The sequence below is a fragment of the Streptomyces sp. NPDC058877 genome (assembly GCF_042742855.1).
In the GTDB taxonomy this organism is placed as follows: domain Bacteria; phylum Actinomycetota; class Actinomycetes; order Streptomycetales; family Streptomycetaceae; genus Streptomyces.
The window spans coordinates 1-17,685 of record NZ_JBHYMF010000144.1 but is presented as its reverse complement, the minus strand read 5'-3'; the positions used below and the strand labels follow the sequence as shown (position 1 = coordinate 17,685).

The 17,685-nt window shown below is 73.7% G+C and carries 13 protein-coding genes; 3 read left to right on the top strand and 10 right to left on the bottom strand.

Annotation, left to right across the window (positions count from 1 at the left end; all coding sequences use genetic code 11):
- Positions 1-41: 41 nt before the first annotated feature.
- The 7 genes from fxsT to ACFW2Y_RS26605 all read right to left on the bottom strand — a co-directional run bounded on the left by fxsT (position 42) and on the right by ACFW2Y_RS26605 (position 11,779).
- Positions 42-3,065 carry an FxSxx-COOH system tetratricopeptide repeat protein gene (gene fxsT / locus ACFW2Y_RS26635; protein WP_384884178.1) on the bottom strand — a complete coding sequence of 1,008 codons (3,024 nt, stop codon included), beginning with the start codon at positions 3,063-3,065 and terminating at the stop codon, positions 42-44.
- A 58-nt stretch (positions 3,066-3,123) separates the two neighbouring features.
- Positions 3,124-4,410, bottom strand: a complete 1,287-nt coding sequence (locus tag ACFW2Y_RS26630) for an HEXXH motif domain-containing protein (RefSeq protein ID WP_384884176.1) — start codon at positions 4,408-4,410, stop codon at positions 3,124-3,126.
- Positions 4,411-4,611: 201 nt separating this feature from the next.
- Positions 4,612-4,809, bottom strand: coding sequence for a hypothetical protein (locus ACFW2Y_RS26625; protein ID WP_384884174.1), 198 nt, complete (start codon positions 4,807-4,809; stop codon positions 4,612-4,614).
- Between the two features lie 138 nt (positions 4,810-4,947).
- Entirely contained in the window at positions 4,948-8,097 is a 3,150-nt protein-coding gene (locus ACFW2Y_RS26620; protein WP_384884172.1) for an SAV_2336 N-terminal domain-related protein, read from the bottom strand.
- A 7-nt stretch (positions 8,098-8,104) separates the two neighbouring features.
- Positions 8,105-9,121 (bottom strand): AAA family ATPase, encoded by a 1,017-nt coding sequence (locus tag ACFW2Y_RS26615; protein WP_384884169.1) that lies wholly within the window; start codon positions 9,119-9,121, stop codon positions 8,105-8,107.
- Between the two features lie 121 nt (positions 9,122-9,242).
- Complete coding sequence (locus ACFW2Y_RS26610) at positions 9,243-11,288, bottom strand: trypsin-like peptidase domain-containing protein (RefSeq protein ID WP_384884166.1); 2,046 nt, start codon at positions 11,286-11,288, stop codon at positions 9,243-9,245.
- Entirely contained in the window at positions 11,285-11,779 is a 495-nt protein-coding gene (locus ACFW2Y_RS26605) for a CU044_2847 family protein (protein ID WP_384884164.1), read from the bottom strand. Before ACFW2Y_RS26605 ends, ACFW2Y_RS26610 begins: the two co-directional genes overlap by 4 nt.
- Positions 11,780-11,878: 99 nt before the next feature.
- Between ACFW2Y_RS26605 and ACFW2Y_RS26600 the strand changes: the two genes are divergently transcribed.
- On the top strand, positions 11,879-12,061 hold the full coding sequence (locus ACFW2Y_RS26600; RefSeq protein ID WP_005312030.1) for a DUF6104 family protein: 183 nt from the start codon (positions 11,879-11,881) through the stop codon (positions 12,059-12,061).
- Between the two features lie 22 nt (positions 12,062-12,083).
- On the opposite strand, the gene ACFW2Y_RS26595 is transcribed toward ACFW2Y_RS26600, so the two are convergent.
- Positions 12,084-12,953: a hypothetical protein gene (locus tag ACFW2Y_RS26595; RefSeq protein ID WP_384884161.1), complete on the bottom strand. Its 870-nt coding sequence runs from the start codon at positions 12,951-12,953 to the stop codon at positions 12,084-12,086.
- A gap of 150 nt (positions 12,954-13,103) precedes the next feature.
- Between ACFW2Y_RS26595 and ACFW2Y_RS26590 the strand changes: the two genes are divergently transcribed.
- Entirely contained in the window at positions 13,104-13,976 is an 873-nt protein-coding gene (locus ACFW2Y_RS26590) for a DUF4097 domain-containing protein (RefSeq protein ID WP_384884159.1), read from the top strand.
- 1 nt (position 13,977) lies between these two features.
- Positions 13,978-14,877, top strand: a complete 900-nt coding sequence (locus ACFW2Y_RS26585; protein WP_384884156.1) for a helix-turn-helix transcriptional regulator — start codon at positions 13,978-13,980, stop codon at positions 14,875-14,877.
- Positions 14,878-15,048: 171 nt separating this feature from the next.
- Here the strand turns inward: ACFW2Y_RS26585 and ACFW2Y_RS26580 are convergent, their stop codons facing one another.
- A complete protein-coding gene (locus ACFW2Y_RS26580; protein ID WP_384884154.1) occupies positions 15,049-16,491 on the bottom strand; it encodes a cellulase family glycosylhydrolase in 1,443 nt (480 codons plus the stop codon).
- Positions 16,492-16,585: 94 nt separating this feature from the next.
- Entirely contained in the window at positions 16,586-17,551 is a 966-nt protein-coding gene (locus ACFW2Y_RS26575; RefSeq protein WP_384884152.1) for a zinc-binding dehydrogenase, read from the bottom strand.
- Positions 17,552-17,685: the final 134 nt, after the last annotated feature.

Sequence of the window (17,685 nt, the reverse complement as noted above, 5' to 3'; positions counted from 1 at the left end):
CCCCGCGAGGGGTGCCGGGCCTCCGGCGTTCTCCCGGTCGGTCAGAGGTTGGCCTCGAAGTCCCAGTACGGCCGGTTGCGCTGGCGGGCCGAGAGGGTGTGCGGGTGTTGGGCGCCGAGGGTCCTGGTGAGGGTGAGCAGGGCGTCCTCCTCCAGCTTCCCGGCCTCGTCGGTCTCGCGCAGCCCGCGCAGATCGGTGGCGAGGGCGATCTGGCAGGAGAGGGTCAGCGGGTGCTCGTTGCCGAGGGCGTGCCGGGCCCGGCGGAGGGTGTCCCTGCTGAGTTCGGCGGCCTCGACGACCCTGCCGTTGAAGTTGCGGGCGGCGGTGGTGTTGAGGGCGCAGCCGAACACCCAGGGGTGGTCGGAGCCGAGCGTGACGGTGAGCCCGGCGAGCGCGGACTCCAGCATGGTGAGGGCGGCGGCCCGCTCGCCGGAGGCCTGCATCACCAGCGCGGTGTTGGCGAGGACGCCGGTGGAGACCGGGTGGGCGGGGCCGAGGAGGGCCCGGTAGCCGGATTCCGCCTCGGTGATGAGCTCCCTGGCGAGGTCGAGGTCCCCGTGCTCGCGGAGGAAGTTGGCGTAGTTGGTGACGGCGGAGAGCGTCACGTAGTGGTCGCGTCCGTAGGCCTGCTCCAGATGCTCCAGGACGCTCGCCATCATGGTGCCGATGTCCTGTTGGAAACCGCCCTCGCGCCGGCGGCAGAGCGCCAGTTGGCTGCGCGCGTACAAGGTGTGGAGGTGCTGCGGGCCGAGGATCTTCACGTGCAGCCTGACGTTCGCCTCTTGTCGGCCCAGTGCCTCGCGGTAGCGGCCGAGCAGCCTGAGGTCCTGGGCGACGGCGTTGTTGGAGTTGAGCGTCGAGGCGTGGTGGGGTCGGAGGACGGACTCGCAGCGGGCGAGGGTGTCGGCGTCCTGCTCGTACGCCTCCTGGTAGCGGCCCAGCATGCGCAGCACCACGCCGAGGTTGTGACGGGCGACCAGGGTGAGGTACTGGGTCTCGCCCAACAGGCTCTGGGCCTCGGCCAGGGCTTCCCGCTGGAGCAGCTCCGACTCCTTGTACTGGCCGAGGAAGCGGAGGTCCCGCGCGATGGAGATCTTGGTCTGGAGCTCGCCGAGCTGATCGCTGTGGGCGGCGGCGACCAGGCGCTCGCGCTGGGCGAGGTCGAGGTCGTAGGCCTCGCGGAAGCGGCCGTAGCGGCGCAGGATGTCGCCTTCGAGGGTGGTGAGTTCCTGCATGTGCGGGGCGAGCGGCTCCATGAAGGAGGTCCACTCCTCCCGGATGCGCCCGGCCAGCCGGATACCGGCCCGGTACTCGCCGCTGCGGTCGCAGAACCGCAGGCAGTTGAGGACGGCGACCTGAATGCGCGGATCGGTGCTGCGGAGGGCCCCGGACGGCTCCAGGTGCGGCAGGAGCTCGGAGTAGCGGGGCCAGTGCCTGCTGTCGGTGGGGTTGCCGGGGTCCGCCTCGGCGAGCAGGGTGCGGACCGCCTTCCGGTGGGCGTCGCGGTGTTCGCCGTCGGTGAGCCGGGCGACGATGTCGTGCACCAGGCGGTGCATGTGGATCGACTCCTGGTGGGGGCCGGTCTCGTCGGTGGTCACGGGGCCGCGGGTCTCCCGGGTGAGCACCGAGTAGTTGACGAGCGTGTCGAGGGCGCGGGTCCAGGCGGGCAGGTCGGTGGCCATCCAGCGGAGGTCCTCGGGCAACTGCGCCTGGGGGTAGGCGCGGACGATGCCGAGCGGGATGCGGCCGGGGGCGAAGGAGGCGCACAGGCTGAGGATGTCGATGGCCTGCGGCTGGGCACGGCGGAGTCGGTTGATCAGTATCGACCAGGAGGTGAGGGAGGCATTGGGCATGCCGTCGCCCGCCAGGGGGTCGTCGACGGTGGAGAGCCGTCCGTCGCGGACCATGCGCAGGTACTCGGGTGCCTCCATGCCGGACTCGCCGAGCCAGGCGGCGGCTTGGACGAGCGGCAGGGGCACGTCCCCGAACTCGGCGGCGACCTCGTCGGCTTCGGCCGCGCTGATCTGCGGGGCGCGGCGCATCAGGTAGCCGGTGGACTCGGCACGGTCGAAGCTGGGGATCTCCAGGACGTCGGTGTGCCCCCGCCAGCCGCGGTTGCGGGAGGTGATGAGGACGTGCCCGGGCCCCTGCGGGAGCATGACGTCGATGCCGTCGGTGTCGTCCCAGCCGTCGAAGACGACGAGCCAGCGTGCGTGCGGATCGCCGCGGCGGAGGGCTTCGCGGACGGCGCGGATGCGTTCGCCGGGCTCGCTGCCGGTGGGCAGGGCGAGTCGGACGGCGAGCTCGCCGAAGCGGTCGCGCTGGATGTTGCGGTCGTCGGAGTTGACCCACCAGATGACGTCGTAGTCGGGGCTGAAGCGGTGGGCGTACTCGGCGGCGATCTGGGTCTTGCCGATGCCGGACATGCCGAGGAGGGTGCACGCGGCGCTGCCGCGCTCGGCGTCCATGAGCCGCTCCTGGAGCTCGGTGAGGAGGTCGTCGCGGCCGGTGAAACGGGAGTTGCGGCGCGGTACGTCGCCCCAGACCTCGGGCGGGTTGTCCGGGTAGCGGGCGAGGGCGGCGGCCGGGATGCGGCGGCCCGCGGACCGGCGGGCTTCGATGCCGAGCCGGCCGAGGAGGCGGGCCTCGGCCTCTTCCTCGCCGACGCCCCAGAGGCTGACGGGTTCGAGGACCGCGGTGGCGGGGAGCAGGGTGCGGTTGGTGAGGTTGACGGCGGCGAAGCGTTCGGCGTGCGCGAGGACGAAGCCGCGCAGGACGTCGTTCCACTCCCCGGCCGGTCGGGGGCCCAGTTCGAAGAACCAGTCGTTGAGGACGAGGAGGACCTGCCCTCGGGCGAGCAGCAGATCGCTGAGGGAGTCCTCCAAGGGCACCTCGCGCGGCGGGTCCCAGCGCTGGAGGGTGGCGCGCACGCCGTGCGCTTCCAGGCGCTGGCTGATCCAGGCCGCCCAGGGCCGGTGGTACCCGGGGAAGACCACCAGGACGTGTTCGGGGGCGGCCCTGCCCCCGTGGCTCTCCACGCCTCCGCCCGACCGCTGTTCCGCCATCTGTACGTCTCCCGTCCCGCTCGCGCGCAACGCAGTGTGATGTGCCGTGGTCACAGTGTCACCCACGGGCCCTGGGGCTCGCGCCGAGGCTCGCATGGAGCTGCCTCATTTGTCGGGCGAACTTCCGCCCCTCATTGGTCAGTTCATCGGACTCAAGCAGCACGTCCAGCGCTTCGCCCACCTGATCGTGAACACGGTCGAACTTTTGCGCGGCCCGGGCGCCCCACTCCTCCGGCGCCCCGGGGGCGTCCCGCGCCCTCCGCCACAGGTCGGCCAACGCCAGGTGTGCATAGGCTCCTTGGAAGACCCCGGCGACCGGACGCGCATCGGTGCGCCAGCCGACCCGGTACAACACGGACCGGCCGGGGCCACCCGGACGGTAGAGCGGTACCAGTTCGTGGAGCGTGGAGAGCTTGCTGTGGTGCAGCTCGTGGACGAGCGTCTCCGCCATGTCGGAGGCACCGGCGGGCGGCGTCATCAGCACGGCGCCGGGGGCGACGCTCAGCGTGGCACCGACCGAGCGCGGGCCCTGCGGCAGCAGGGGCACGAGCGCGCCGACCGTACGGCCCACCTCCGCCGCCCGCTCCCGGTCGGTCCGCCGCAGCAGTTCACGGGCGGACCGCCAGTGACCGGACCAGGCGGCGTGGTCGATGTCGGGGCGTTCGGCGGCGACCCGGGCCGGCGTCCCCACGCCCCCGGGCGGCACCCGGTAGGGGTCGAGGTCCTCCAGTCGGGCGGATCCGCCAGTCAGCCCGCGCAGTCCGCGCCAACCGGGGCCGCTGCCGGTCACGGTGCCGGTCCGGGCGTCGACGAGCCGGAGGAGTGCCGCCGGGGCTCCCGAAGTGCCGTCGGAGTGGATCCGGACGGTCCGCGAGCGGGAGGTGAGCCGGGCCGGGCCCGGAGGCAGCGAGACGCTCCCGACTCCCGGGAGCGAGAGCACGCCGGCGGGAGCGGGGACCACGAGGTCGATCGGTCGGCCCGCCCTGAGGGCGGCGGTGGCGGCGATCAGCTCCAGACGGGCGAGGTGCCGGTCGAGGGCGGGGCCCGTGGGCTCGGTGAGGGCGGCGGCGAGCCAGGCCCCGGTGGTCGGGTAGTCGAGGACGGCACGGACCACGCCGGGGGCGCTGCGCTCGATCCGTTCGAGGGAGCTCCAGGCGGTTTCGAAGCCGTGGAGGGCTTCGGGATGGACCTCCTCGCGGTGGCGCCGCACCCGGACGAGCAGCGCCTTGAGCAGCAGTAGACGGCGGGCGTGCATCCCGGACCGCAGGAAGGCGGTGCCCGCCGGAGCGGGTCGGGTGGCCGCCAGCGCGGCCAGGGCCGCGGGGCGCGGGGGCGCGGCGATCACTCCCGGCTCCCGTGACGGGGCGGGGACGTCACCGGGGGCGCCACGACGGGAACCGGCCGGTGCGGGGCGGGACGGATCGGCATCGGCCGGCGCCGGCCACAGGCGGTGCGGGCCGATCGACTTCCCGTCGATGGGGCTGAATTCGAGGGGTCGGCACGGACGCCGAACGGCTCGGACCGGATGGTGCGGGCCGTCCGGGCATCAGCCGACGAGGGCGTCCTCGGGCCAGGCGACGGCCAAGTCCTCGGGGTGGCGCAGCACCTTCTCGACCGCCGCGCCGACGACGGCGTCGTCCATGACGCGCAAGGTCCGCAGATCGACGGCCGCGAGATCGGGCAGTTGCGGAGACCCGCCGGCACTCCGGCCGACACCGGTCGCCCACTCCGTACGCTCGAACACTCTCGGCTCCTCCTCACCGACGCTGTCCCCCACGGTCGTAGCGGCGCAGCGGTTCTTCCCGACGCCGGGATACCGGAAACCCATTCGATTCAACTGCGCCCATTCGCGCCCCCGTTATTCAGCCGATTCGGCAGAAGCTCATCCGGTGGTGTCGCCCCAGGGCCACCAGGGCGGCGCGAGCCCTCGCCGCGCCTCCGTGGAGGCGCTTGCGCGGCCCTCGCCCGTCGCGTCCTCCACCTCCGCCAGCAGGGCCCTGGTCCGCTCCACGTCGGCCCAGTCCACCTCCACGAGCCGCCCCGTGAGCCGTCGCCACTGCTCGACCGCCGCGAGGAGTGCGGTCCTGGCCCGGCCGGGTCGGCCCATCAGCCACAGCACGGCCCCCTGGGCGTGGAGCGCGCGGGCACCGGTGACCGTGCCCGGGTCGTCCCCGTGGGCGGCGCGGGAGTCCTCGCCGGCGTTGCGGTAGGCGGTGAGCGCGTCGCCGATCACCCCGTCCCGCGCCGTCATCGCAAGCTCCAGTTTCACGCGCCCCAGTTGCATCCACACTTCGGCGCGCTCGCCCGGGTCGTCGGTGCCCCGGAGCGCCTGCTCCAGCAGATGACGGCTCTCGAAGAGATCGGGCAGGAAGCCGGCGCGGTGGAAGCGGAGCGCGAGGACGGTGCCGATCAGGGTCCTCGCCCTGGCCCGCTCGGGAGCTCCGGCGGGCAGTCGGGTGAAGGCCTCGCGCAGGACGCCCTCGGCCCGGTCGACGGGGGCGGTCCCGCTGCCCGCCACGGCCCTCCGCAGCAGGGATCCGCCCCAGGCCAGCAAGGTCCGCCCGCGCTGTTCGCTGTCGGCGGGGGCGAGCAGCGTGGCCTCCTCGTACGCCGCGTCGGTGGCGGGCCCGTCCCCGGCACGGTCGTGCAGGTCGGCGCGGGCGACGGTCAGCCGCAGCCGCAGGGCGCGGCCGTCGCCGAGGAGGGCTTCCGCTCGGTCGAGCGCGGCGGCGATGCGTTCGGGAGCTGCTTCGGCCAGGCGTAGGGCGTCGGCGAGGTCGAGCAGGGCGGCGGCGCTTTCCCGGAGGGTGAGGGCGGAGGCGAGTTCGTCGGCGGCCCCGTGGCCGTCACCGCGGGCCAGGAGGAGTCTGCCCCGGCGCAGGTGGAGGGTGTGGCGGGAGGCCTCGGGCCAGCGGTCCGCGTCCGCGGCGAGGGCGGCGAGGGCCTCGTCGAGGTGGTCGACCTCATCGGTGTCGCGCCACAACGCGTGCTGGACGACGGCGAGTTCCAGCTGTGCTTCGGCCCATGCCTCGCCACCGGGCCGGGCCAGCTCCCCTGCACGGAACAGGGTCTCCGCGGCTTGCACGAGGAGGTCGCGGCGCCGCTGGGAGCGGCGGGCGGCGGCCGTGCCCGCCTCCGCGTAGAGGGTGCGGGCGAGGAGGATGCGGGCCTCGACGGGCTCGGCCGGGAGGGCCGCCTCGGCACGCTCGCGGGCGCCGGCGATGAGGGCCGGGTCGGACTGTCCGCGGCCCTGGTCGAGGAGGCGTCGGGCCTCGGTCAACGGGTCGGGGGTGATGAGGTCGGGGTGGTAGAAGCGGAGTACGCGGGCGGGGATGCGCGCGAACAGTTCGGTCTCCGCCCCTTCGACGCCGAGGGACTCGTCGGTCTCATCGGTTCCGTCGGTTCCGTCGGCCCCGTTGGGGAGTGCTTCGGGGCGGCCCGGAGCCGGACCGCCCGGTTCGGGAACGGTGCTGCTCTCCGCCCCGGCGAGACGGGCGGCGGCAAGGGCCGGGAAGTTCCGTGTGCCCTGGCCGAAATTGCGCTCCACATAGGCGGAGCAGTGTTTGAGGACGAGGGCGGCGGCACTCGGGTCGAGCGAGCCGAGGAAGTGCTGCTGGATGACCGGCGGATAGCTGAAGCAGGGGTGGGGGGTGGGGCCGGGCAGCCGTCGCAGCAGCCCGCTGAGGAGGACTTCGGCCAGCTCCATGGGGCCGGTGTCGGGCAGCATGGCGCGCTGGACGAGTTGCATGACGGGCAGCGTCAACGGGGCCGCCGCGAGGTGGACGGCGAGCCGGAGCGCCCCCGGGGAGGCGCCGGCACGGAAGGCCCGCAGGAGTTCCTCGTCACTGCGCGGGGCCCGGGGCCTGGCGGGAGGCTGCGGCCCGGTCGGTTCGGGGTGGAGCCAGGCGGCCCAGCCGCGTACCAGGTTGCCGCCGTGACCGGTGTGCAGGCGGGTCCAGGAGGCGAAGGCCTCCGGGGTGGGAGTGAGCACGGGTACGGCACGGCGGTCCGGTGCGAGGGGGCCCCAGGGTTCGTCGTCGGAGCGGAAGGCGAGGTGTCCGCCGGGGGTCGCGGAGCGCTGGAAGGTGCCGGGGTCGGCGGGGAGCGCGGTGCGCGGCCAGAGCCGCGGCGGCAGCGGCTGCACCAGGGCGAGCGGGGAGTGGTGGGGCCACTGGTGCAGGAAGCGTTGGGCGGCGCCGCGCTGCCAGAGGGGCCCGACGCAGTCGCTGACGACGAGGGTGAGCCGGCGTCCGGTCGGGTCGTGGAGCTGGTCGACGGGGCGGAGCCGGGGGCTGCCGTCGGCCTCGGAGGTGGTGGTGACGAGCGGGGGGCCTTCGCCTGCGTCGTACAGGCGGTGCACCTGGACGTCGCGGAAGGCACCCGACTGCTGGCAGGCCTGGCGGAGTTCCTCGACCATCCGGTTCCAGACCACCATGGCGGGGCCGGTGTCCATGAGGAGCTGGATGTCGGGGCGGCGGCCCGTGGCGGGACGCAGGACGGGGGTGAGGATGCCGGCGGCGGCGCTGTGTTCGGCCGTGGCCTCTTCGTCGAGGGTTCCCTCGCCGGGCCGGGGCGGGGCGGGAGCGTAGTCGCGGAGGGGGCGGAGGGCCTTCTGCAGGCCGAGGAGGCCGGGCAGGGCGTTGGCGACGGGCGCGCGGACGGGCAGGGTGGCGCCCCGCTCCGCCAGCCCGGCTCTGCTGGGCGCTCCGCCGGTTCCGGCCTTCATGTGCAGGGCGACGGACTCTCGGAGCGCGTCTTCCGGTCGGGCGGGCCGGCCGGTCCTGCCGCTCGGGTCCGCGTCCTCGGCTCGGACCGGGCCCGCCTGGTCGACGGGCCGGGCCGTCGGCCGGGTCGCGTCGACGGCGGGCGCGTCCCCGGTCGCCTGCGGTGGCGGCCCGGTGCCCGCCCCCTCCGGCGAGGGGCCGGGGAGCCAGCGGGCGAGCCAGAGGGCATCGGCGATGTCTTCGGCGGTGGGGTCCTGTCCGCCGGCCCGTAGTCTGCGGGCGAGCTCCTCCAGATGCATCCGGTGCATCCGAACGTCACCTCGGCTGATCGAGCGGTTGCATGAGCATGTCCGCGATGCGTTCCCTGGTCACCCGCTCGGCGTGGGAGGCGTGTTGGGTCAGGTAGAGGGCGTTGAGGAGTTGGTCGGTGGCGATGACCTCGCCGGGTTCGCGGTTCAGGAAGCGTTGGACCAGGTCCCGTTCGCCGTCGCCGGAGGCGGCGTCGGTCCCGAGGTGGGCCTCGATCATGGCGCCGAGTTGCTCCTCGCCGGGCGGTTCGAGCTCCAGCCGGATGCAGCGGCGCAACAGTGCCGCGGGAAAGTCCCGTTCGCCGTTGGAGGTGAGCACGATGAAGGGGAAGGTGGTGCAGCGGACCCGGCCGCCGTGCACCGCCACCTTCCGGCCGTCGTCGCTGAGCACCTCGACGACGGGCTCGCGATCGGCGAGCCGCTCCAGTTCGGGGATGGCGAACTCGCCCTCCTCCAGGGCGTTCAGGAGGTCGTTGGGCAGGTCGAGGTCGCTCTTGTCGAGCTCGTCGATGAGAAGCACGCGGGGCTGCTCGGAGGGGAGCAGCGCGGTGCCGAGCGGCCCGAGACGGATGTACGAGCCGATGCCGGCCGGGGTCGCTGCGACCGGACCGGGCGCGCCGTCCCGGGCGCGCTCCAGTTGGACGTCCTGGAGCCGTCCGATGGCGTCGTAGCGGTAGAGGCCGTCCTGGAGGGTGGAGCGGCTGACGATCGGCCAGCGCAGGACGCGCCCGAGGCCCAGTTCGTGGGCCACGGCGTGCGCGAGGGTCGACTTGCCGGTGCCCGGGTTGCCGGTGACGAGGAGCGGCCGGCGCAGGTACAGGGCGGCGTTGACGGCGTCGGTCTCGGCGGGGCGGGGATGGTGGTTCTGGACGAGTCTGCGCTTGACGCCGAGCCGCCGGTCGGAGCCGGTCAGGGTGTCGTCGGCGCCCCCCGTGGAGAAGTCGCGCCAGGGCGGCGGGGCGGGCAGTCGCCGTATCTCGTCGTGCGGGAGGCCGGCACCACGGTAGATCCGCCAATCGTTCACCTGGGACTCCTCCTGGCTGTGGTGTCGGTGCCGGGCCCGTCGACCGTACCGCCCGGGGGCGGGGCCTGCCGATGCCGTAATCGGACGGATCGCGGGCATCGGGCCCCGTCGGTCCCTCCGGTCACTGCTCCCCCTCTCCGAGCAGGGGCGGGGCCTCCAGGCGTCCGCCGTGCGGCGGCCGGTCGGGGGGGTCGAGGAGCACGGCGAGGGATTCGGCCCACGCATGGGCGGCACGTGCTTCGGGGCCGGCGGCACGGTCCTGTGACCGGGTGCGCAGGGAACGGACCGGGCCGCGCACGTCCCAGGCGGTGACCGCGCCCGCGAGGAGTTGACCGGCCCGCTCGTGGAACTCCGCGCAGTCGGTGTGGTCGTGGGCGCCCGTCCGCCAGAGGGCCAGCGGATGACCGGCGGCGAGCGCCGCGTTCATCGCCATGAGCCCGTCGCCGCTGCCGACCTGGCCGCAGTAGACAGGGACGGTGCCGCCCTCGGCCTCGCGGAGCCGGTCGTAGGTCTCCGCCCAGGTTTCCCGGCGCACGCGCGGGGTGTGGGCCTCCGGGCCCGCGCCCGGCGCCTCGGCACGCAGCGGAGCCGTGTGCAACGGCCCGCGCTCCGCGGCCTCCCAGCGCTCGCGCCATTCGGGGGCCGGTTCCCGGTCGTGGCGGCGGGCGTCACGGATGACGACGATCCTGCGCTGGCCGAGGGTGGTGGTCCAGGAGTCGTCGGGGCCGTGGGGCGGCTCCAGTCGCCAGGTGTCGAGGGGTTCGTCGAACAGCTCGCGCGGCAGCACGGCCTCCACGGCGGCCAGATGGGATCCGCTGTCGCCGCGCCTCAGCGCGTCCGCGAGGGGCTCGCGGAGGGTCTCCTTGAGCTTGGCCCGCTCGACCCCCCGGTCGTCGCAGTGGAGCGGGCTGACGGTGTGCCCGTCGAGGAGGAGCTTGACCCGCCAGGGGTAGCGCCGGTCGTAGCGGGGGGTGTCGACCTCCAGGAGGACGTCGGCCCGCGCACGGGGCTCGCGCACGGACAGGGGCGAGGGTCGGCCCGGGGTGACGAGGCGGTCGATCTCGCGTCGGAGGTGGCGGTCGGCGTCGCCCGACTCGTCGATGATCCAGTGGGTGAGGCCGCTGGTGTCGGCACGCTCGCGATGGCGGTCGGAGACGTGCCGGACGACGTGGGCCGCGTACAGCAGGACGGCGTCGAGGTCGTGGGCCTGGGCGCCGTCCCTCCGGGGGGCGCGCAGGCCGCGGAGCAACCCGGCCCCCTGGCTCCAGGTGCGCGGGTCGTCCTCCAACGCGTCCGGCAGGTCGTCGTCCCTGATCCAGGCCTTGACCCGGTCGACCAGGTCCATGATCTCGCCGGGTGCGGTGGGGGCGGGCAGCTCGGCGAGGTGTCCGTACAGCTGGGTGCGCAGCCCGGGGCCGACGCCGCTCGACGCGGGTAGCCGCCGCTGGGCGCGGGTCCAGTCGGGGCGGTCGTCGAGGGAGCGGTAGCGGTGCAGGTGGTACCGGTCGTGGGCGCGCAGCGCCTCGCCCATCTGCTCGCCGCCGGGGAGGTCGTGCAGCCGGCGCAGGGCGGTGACGGGGACGATGGCGCCGCCGTCGCGCCCGCGCCCCTTGTTGATGCCGATGACGGCGCCCTGGGCGTGGTCGACGACCGGGCCTCCGGAGCAACCCTCGACGGGCATGACGCCGTCGGTGACGAGCGCTTGTCCGTCACTGCCGTTGAGGGTGCCGTGGACGTTCCGCACTCCGAGTTCGCCGGTCTCGCGGGACCAGCCGTGCAGGCTGACCGCGGCCGGCCAGACGGCGGGGCGCTCGCTGAGGCGCACGCAGGACGCCTTCGCCGCACCGGGCACGCGGACGAGCGCGACGTCGGGGAAGGCCCACCGGTCGGGCGGGGCTTCGGGCCGATCGGGGCGGGGCAGCGCGAGCACGACGGTGCCGGTGGTCTCGCGGGCGGTCTTGCCGTCCTCCCAGGTGATGCCGACGGCCGGCTCGCTCCTCCACACCGCGCTTCCCCCCTCGGCCACCACGTGGGCGCAGGTCAGCACCCAGCCGGGGGCGATGAAGAAGCCGGTGCCCCAGTACCGGTCGCCATGCGGGTCATACCCACAGCCAGGGGCGGCGATGCGCACCAGTGCGGGGCGCACGAGTGCGTCGAAGGCGCTCATGCGGGCCCATCGGCCGCCGGGCGCGCGTGCGGTACGGGGGGTGCGTCCGGTGCGGGGGGTGTGCCCGGCACCGGAGGGGTCTCCGGCACCGGGGGCGCGGGGGCGGGCGTCGCGGCCGGGGTGGCCGCCGTCGAGTCCGCGGGCGTCGGGGCGGGGGGTTGCGGGCCCCGTTCGGTCCAGGTGAGGGAGACGTTCACCGAGGCCGTGCCCGCCCCGTCCGCGAGGACGCCGATGACCTTTCCGGACTGTGCGGACAGTTCGATGCCGAAGCTGACGGCGACCTCGACCGGTCCCCGCGGGTCGAGTCCGGCGCGCAGCGAGCGGACGACCCCGCGCACCACGTCCGTGAGTCCGCCGGCCATCGAGACGACCCGGTCCCGGACGCCGGTGTCCTGGAAGCCCCCGCCCCTGTCGAGTTCCTCCACGTCGCTGACCCGCGCCCAGACGGGCGTGCCGTCGTCCAGTCGAATCCGGGCGATCCCGTGTGCCACAGCGGCCCCCGCTCACCGAAGCGATGTTGGACCCAGCAGGCTAATCGGTGCGGCTGACGGGCGACAGGGGACGGAGAGGGCACGGCCTATCCTGATCGCATGTACTTCACCGACCGTGGCATCGAGGAACTGGAGAAGCGGCGCGGCGAGGAGGAGGTCACCTTCGAGTGGCTCGCCGAGCAGCTGCGGACCTTCGTCGACCTGAACCCCGACTTCGAGGTGCCTGTCGAGCGCCTCGCCACCTGGCTGGCCCGCCTGGACGACGAGGACGACGAGGAGTAGGCGGCCCGGCCCTGCGGCGGGATCACCGCTCCCGCAAGCGGTCGTAGGCGAGCCCGAACGCGCCGTGGAGGACGAGCAGCGCCCCCGCCGTCACCCAGCCGCCGCTGCGCCGACCGGCGCCCCAGACCAGCAACGGCATCCCCACCAGGAGCTCCACCGCGCTCCGCACGTGGGCCTCGGGACCGCGCGGGTACGGGTCACGGGGGTACGGGCCGAGGGGGCCGCCCTCGGCTTCGTCGGGCTCCGTGCGCAGGGCGACGCTCCCCCGGCCCCCGGGCTCGGCCGGGTCCGGTGGGGCCTCCTCCCCGGACCGGTCGAGTTGTTCGGCGCCCTGGGCAAGGGCTGCGGAGCGGAGCCGTTCGGCACCCTCGCCGGGGACGAGGCCGGTGGGCAGGGCGAGTCCGGTGCGGGCGAGGACCGCGACGACGCCGAGGAGTCGGGCGCGGGCGTCGGCGTCCGGGTCGGACGTGGTGAGCGGTTCGAGCGCCTGCACGTCCAGGACCGGATCGAGGGCGAGCCGGGTGGCGAAGGTGCGCATGGCCTCGTCCTCGCCGACGGGGGTACCGTCCGCGAGCCAGGTGTAGCCGACGGTGCGCCGGAAGCCGGCGGCGAGCGTGAGGCCGGCCCGGTCGCGGTCCCACCAGAGCGCGACGACGGGCCAGCCGGCGGCCGAGACGGCGAGTGCGGTCGACCAGCCGGTGACCACCCGTTCGACGGACTCCCCGTCGTGGAGCCAGGGCCTTCCTTCCGGCACGAGCACGCTCCACCCGGTGCCCGCGGGGGCGAGGAGCAGGTGTTCCCGGAGGAGTTGGGCCGGCGGCCGGACCGTCGGGGGATCGGCACGGCAGAGCAGCAGGGCCCCTGCGGCGCTCGGTCCGGATGCTGCGTTCATGGGCCCTACGCTAGGGCAATTTGTCCCTGTACGAAGGCTTATCGTCGCCCCGCATCAGGGAAGAGTCAGGGTTGACTTCGATCGTCCGCGATATATCGTGTTTGACGAGAGACGCGATATGTCGTGTCGCCGATACGGGAGGTCAGCACCATGACGAAGTGGTCCGTCACCGAGCCGACGAAGCTGGCTCCGACCGACCCCGTGACGATCCTCCAGGTCCGCATCGTCAACGGAGCGGTGAACGTGGTGGGCACCGACGGGGATTCCGCCCGCGTGGAGGTCTCCGAGATCGAGGGTCCGCCGCTGGTGGTGACACAGGACGGCTCGACCCTGACCGTGACCTACGAGGACCTCCAGTGGAAGAGCTTCCTCAAGTGGTTCGAGCGCAAGGAGTACCGGCGACGGGCCGTCGTCTCGGTGGCCGTGCCGGCAGGCGTCGACGTCGAGGTGGTGGCGGTGGGCGCCGAGACGGTCGTCACCGGCATCCGGGGGCGCACGGAAGTGCGGGGCGTCACCGGCGGCACCACCCTCCTCGGACTCTCCGGCCCGGTCCGCGCCGAGAGCGTCTCCGGCCATCTGGAAGCCCAGTCGGTCACCGGCCCGCTGCGCGCCAACTCCGTCACCGGCGATGTGACGGTGATCGAGGGCTCGGGTTCCTCCGTGAAGGCCGACACGGTCAGTGGGAGCATGGTCATCGACCTCGATCCGGCCCGGCTGGACGGGTCGCCCGCCGACATCCGGCTCACCAGCGTCTCCGGCGAGGTCGCCATTCGGCTCCCCCATCCGACCGATGCCCGGGTCGAGGCCAGCACCACCAGCGGCTCCGTGTCGAACGCCTTCGATGACCTGCGGGTGGGAGGCCAGTGGGGCGCCAAGTCGATCACCGGCACGCTCGGTTCGGGCCGGGGCACGCTCAAGGCGACCACCGTTTCCGGCTCCATCGCCCTGCTCCGCCGCCCCGAGCCCGAGGACGACGGCCCCGCCCCCTCGTCCGCCCCCTCCGCGAACGGAAAGGTGCTCTGACATGCCGCCCGTCTTCGCCCACGGACGCCTTCGCCTCTACCTCCTCAAACTGCTCGACGAAGCCCCGCGCCACGGGTACGAAGTGATCCGGTTGCTGGAGGAGCGCTTCCAGGGGCTGTACGCACCCTCGGCCGGCACCGTCTACCCGCGGCTCGCCAAGCTGGAGGCCGAGGGGCTCGTCACCCACGCCAGCGAAGGCGGTCGCAAGGTCTACTCGATCACCGACGCCGGTCGCGCCGAACTCGCCGGTCGCGGCGCCGAACTGGATGACCTGGAGCGGGAGATCCGCGAGTCGGTGTCGGAACTGGCGGCGGAGATACGCGAGGACGTGCGGGGCGCGGCCGGCCGGGTGCGCAGCGAGATGCGGGCGGCGGCGGGCCAGAACCGCGCGACGGGCCCCTCCTCGTTCGCCGACGCCAAGGACGAGTTGCGCCGGGTCCGGCAGGAATGGAAGCAGCAGGCCCGGGAGGCCCGCGAGGAGGCCCGGTCGGCGCGCCGCCAGGCGAAGGAGTTCCAGCGGATCGCCCAGCAGGTGCAGGAGGAGGTCCAGGACCGGCTCTCACAGGGCGACTGGCCCAAGGGCATCTGGGAGGGCCTCTCGGGCATCACGGCCCAGCTGGGCGATCTGGTGGCGGGAACGACCCACCCGAAGGCCGCCTCGCAGGAGTCGCCGCTCGCGCCGGAGCCGTCCGGCGAGGCACCTGAGTGGGCACGGGACGCGGAGGGGACCGGCGACCCGACCCGCGACCTCGACCGGCTCCTCGACCGTTTCCGTGACGAGATCCGCGACGCAGCCCGGGACCACGGGGTGACGGAGGATCAACTCGTCCAAGCCCGGGACCATCTGGCGACGGCGGCCCTCGGCATCACGGCTCTGCTCGGCCCGACCAGAAAGGCCTGAGGCACGAGGCCCCGACAGCACACGGCCGCCCCGACGGAAACGAACGGGCCGGACGCGCGGGCGGGCAGAACGGGGACCGGGCGGACGGGGCAGCCGAGCGGGCCGCACGGGAGCACCGCTCGGCCGGCCCGGGAGCGCCCCGGGCCGGCCGGCGAGAAGCCTGGGGAGTGTTCAGCTCCTGGTGACCGTGACCGTCACGCGGGCGTTCGGGGCAGCAAGGATCCAGGCTCGGCCGGGGGCCTTGCGGAGGACCAGCGCCCCGCCGCGGGCCTTCACGCGCCAGTCGCCAGCCGGCAGGGAGAGCTCGGTGACCCGGGAGCCCCGAGGGCCGGTGGCCTCGTACGACAGGCTGTACGCGCCGGCTTCGGGGTCATAGGAGGCGGAGCGGACCGTGCCCGCGACCGCCTCCGCATACGGCTCGGCGGTCCGTTCTTTGTTGGTGCGGAAGGCCCCGGTGCCGTCCACCGCGCAGTAGCCACCGCCGTAGCACCACTCCCAGCCGGCCCAGCCGGAGCTGTAGCGGCCGAGCGAGGCCATCGCCTCGCGGTAGAAACGGTTCATGTTCGGCTGGGCGTTGTTGAGCGGCCCCCACTCGGCCACCACCACGGGCACCTTGTGCTCCTTCGGGTACAGGGTGATGGCCTGCTCGTAGTTCTCGATCCAGCCGGCGTCCGGGTCGTAGTCCCCGCCCGCCTCCATCCCGCCGTTGTAGAAGTGCGGGGCGTAGACGACCTTCGGATCGTCGATCCGACCGAGTCCCGTCGGTACCCCCTCGCCCACGATGGGGGTCGGCTCGACGAAGATCCAATTCCTGTCGTCGACGGACCGGATCGCGTCCGCGATCCGGTTGTACATGGGGGTCAACTGGTCGCGTTCGATGCGGCGGGCCGCCGTCGCCAGGTCCTCGCCCCCGCGCAGCTCGCCCATCGGCTCGTTGATCGGGTCGTAGCCGATCACGGCCGGGTGGCGGGCGAAGCGACCGGCGAGCACCCGCCACATGCGGGCCTGGGCCCGCTGGAGGTCCTCGTCTTCGTACAAGTGGGTGAAGGCCCGTTGGACGGCGGGCTCGAAGTACTCGGAGAACCAGTCGTCGGGGTGGGCGGTGAAGGGCAGCCCGTCCGTCCTGGTCGCCCAGGCGGGTATCCCCCGGTGGTCGAAGGCGGGTCCGAAGACGTCCTGGTGGGCGTCGAGGACGACCTTGACGTCATGGCGCGCGGCCCAGTCCAGGATCCGTTCGACCTTGTGGAGGTACGCCTCGCTGTACTGCCCCGGGCTGGGCTCCAGGTCGTCCCAGAAGACCAGGACCCGGGCGAAGTTGAAGCCCTGGGCCCGCATGTCACGGAAGTGCTTCTCGGTGATGGCGGAAAGTGCGGCGTCACCGCGGTGCGCCTTGTCCCCGACGTTCCAGCCGCGCAGGGTGAGGGTGCGACCGCGGGAGTCGGTCAGGGCGGGGGCGTCCGCCCCATCGGCCCGGCCGGACAGGCCCGTCACGGCCTCCCGGGCGACCGGGTGCGCCGTTCCGGCCGGAGGATCCTGATCCACCGGACGGGCCTGGGCGGCGGTCGGGGCGAGCAGTGCGGCGACGGCAACGGCCGCGGCAAGAGTGGTGCGCAACAAGGAGGACCTCCGACACGACGACGTGAGCGTTGTTCACCTTTCGTGGTGCCGGAGATCCCATCAGCATGACTGACGCATCATCAAGGGGTCGTCACGAGGTCTTCAGGACGATCTTCCCGAAGAGCTCGCCGGAGGCCATCTTCTCGAAGCCCTCACGCGCCCGGTCCAAGGGCAGGACGTCGTCGACCACCGGCCGCAGGCCCGTCGCCGCACAGAAGGACAGCAGGTCCTCCAGTTCGTCCTTGGAGCCCATCGTCGAGCCGACGACCTTCAGCTCCAGGAAGAAGATCCGGGTCAGCTCGGCGTGCGAGGGCCGGTCCCCACTGGTGGCGCCCGAGATGACGAGCGTGCCGCCAGGCCGCAGCGACTTGACCGAGTGCGACCAGGTCGCGGCACCGACGGTCTCGATCACGGCGTCCACCCGCTGCGGAAGCCTCGCTCCCGGCTCGTACGCCTCGACGGCACCGAGCTCGACGGCCCGCTTGCGCTTGGCCTCGTCGCGACTGGTGGCGAAGACCCGCAGGCCCGCCGCCTTGCCGAGGGCGATCGCAGCGGTGGCGACGCCGCCGCCCGCGCCCTGCACCAGGACGGAGTCGCCGGGGCGCACGCCGGCATTGGTGAAGAGCATGCGGTACGCGGTGAGCCAGGCGGTGGGCAGACAGGCGGCCTCCTCGAAGGACAGCTCCTTCGGCTTGGGCAGCACGTTCCAGCGGGGCACGGTGACCCGTTCGGCGAAGGTGCCCTGGTAGCGCTCGGTGAGGATGGACCGGGGCTCGTCCGGGCCGACGCCGTGCCCCGTCTGGCCGATGACGGAGTGCAGGACGACCTCGTTGCCGTCCTCGTCGATGCCTGCGGCGTCGCAACCGAGGATCATCGGCAGCTTCTCCTCGGGCAGTCCGACCCCGCGCAGCGACCACAGGTCGTGGTGGTTGAGCGAGGCGGCCTTGACGGTGACGGTGGTCCAGCCGGGACGCACCTCGGGCTCGGGGCGTTCGCCCAGTTCGAGGCCGTTCAGGGGCTGGTCGCGGTCGATTCGGGCGGCGTAGGCAGCGAACATGGCCCCGACCCTAGGGGGCGGCGGGTCCGTGACGGAACCACTCCTCGCTGTGACGCGCACCCCACCCCTCGCTCCCCCGCCCGGGAGCCGCAGCGGCACCCGAAGGGCCCCGGCCCCGGCCTGGTGGCCGGGGC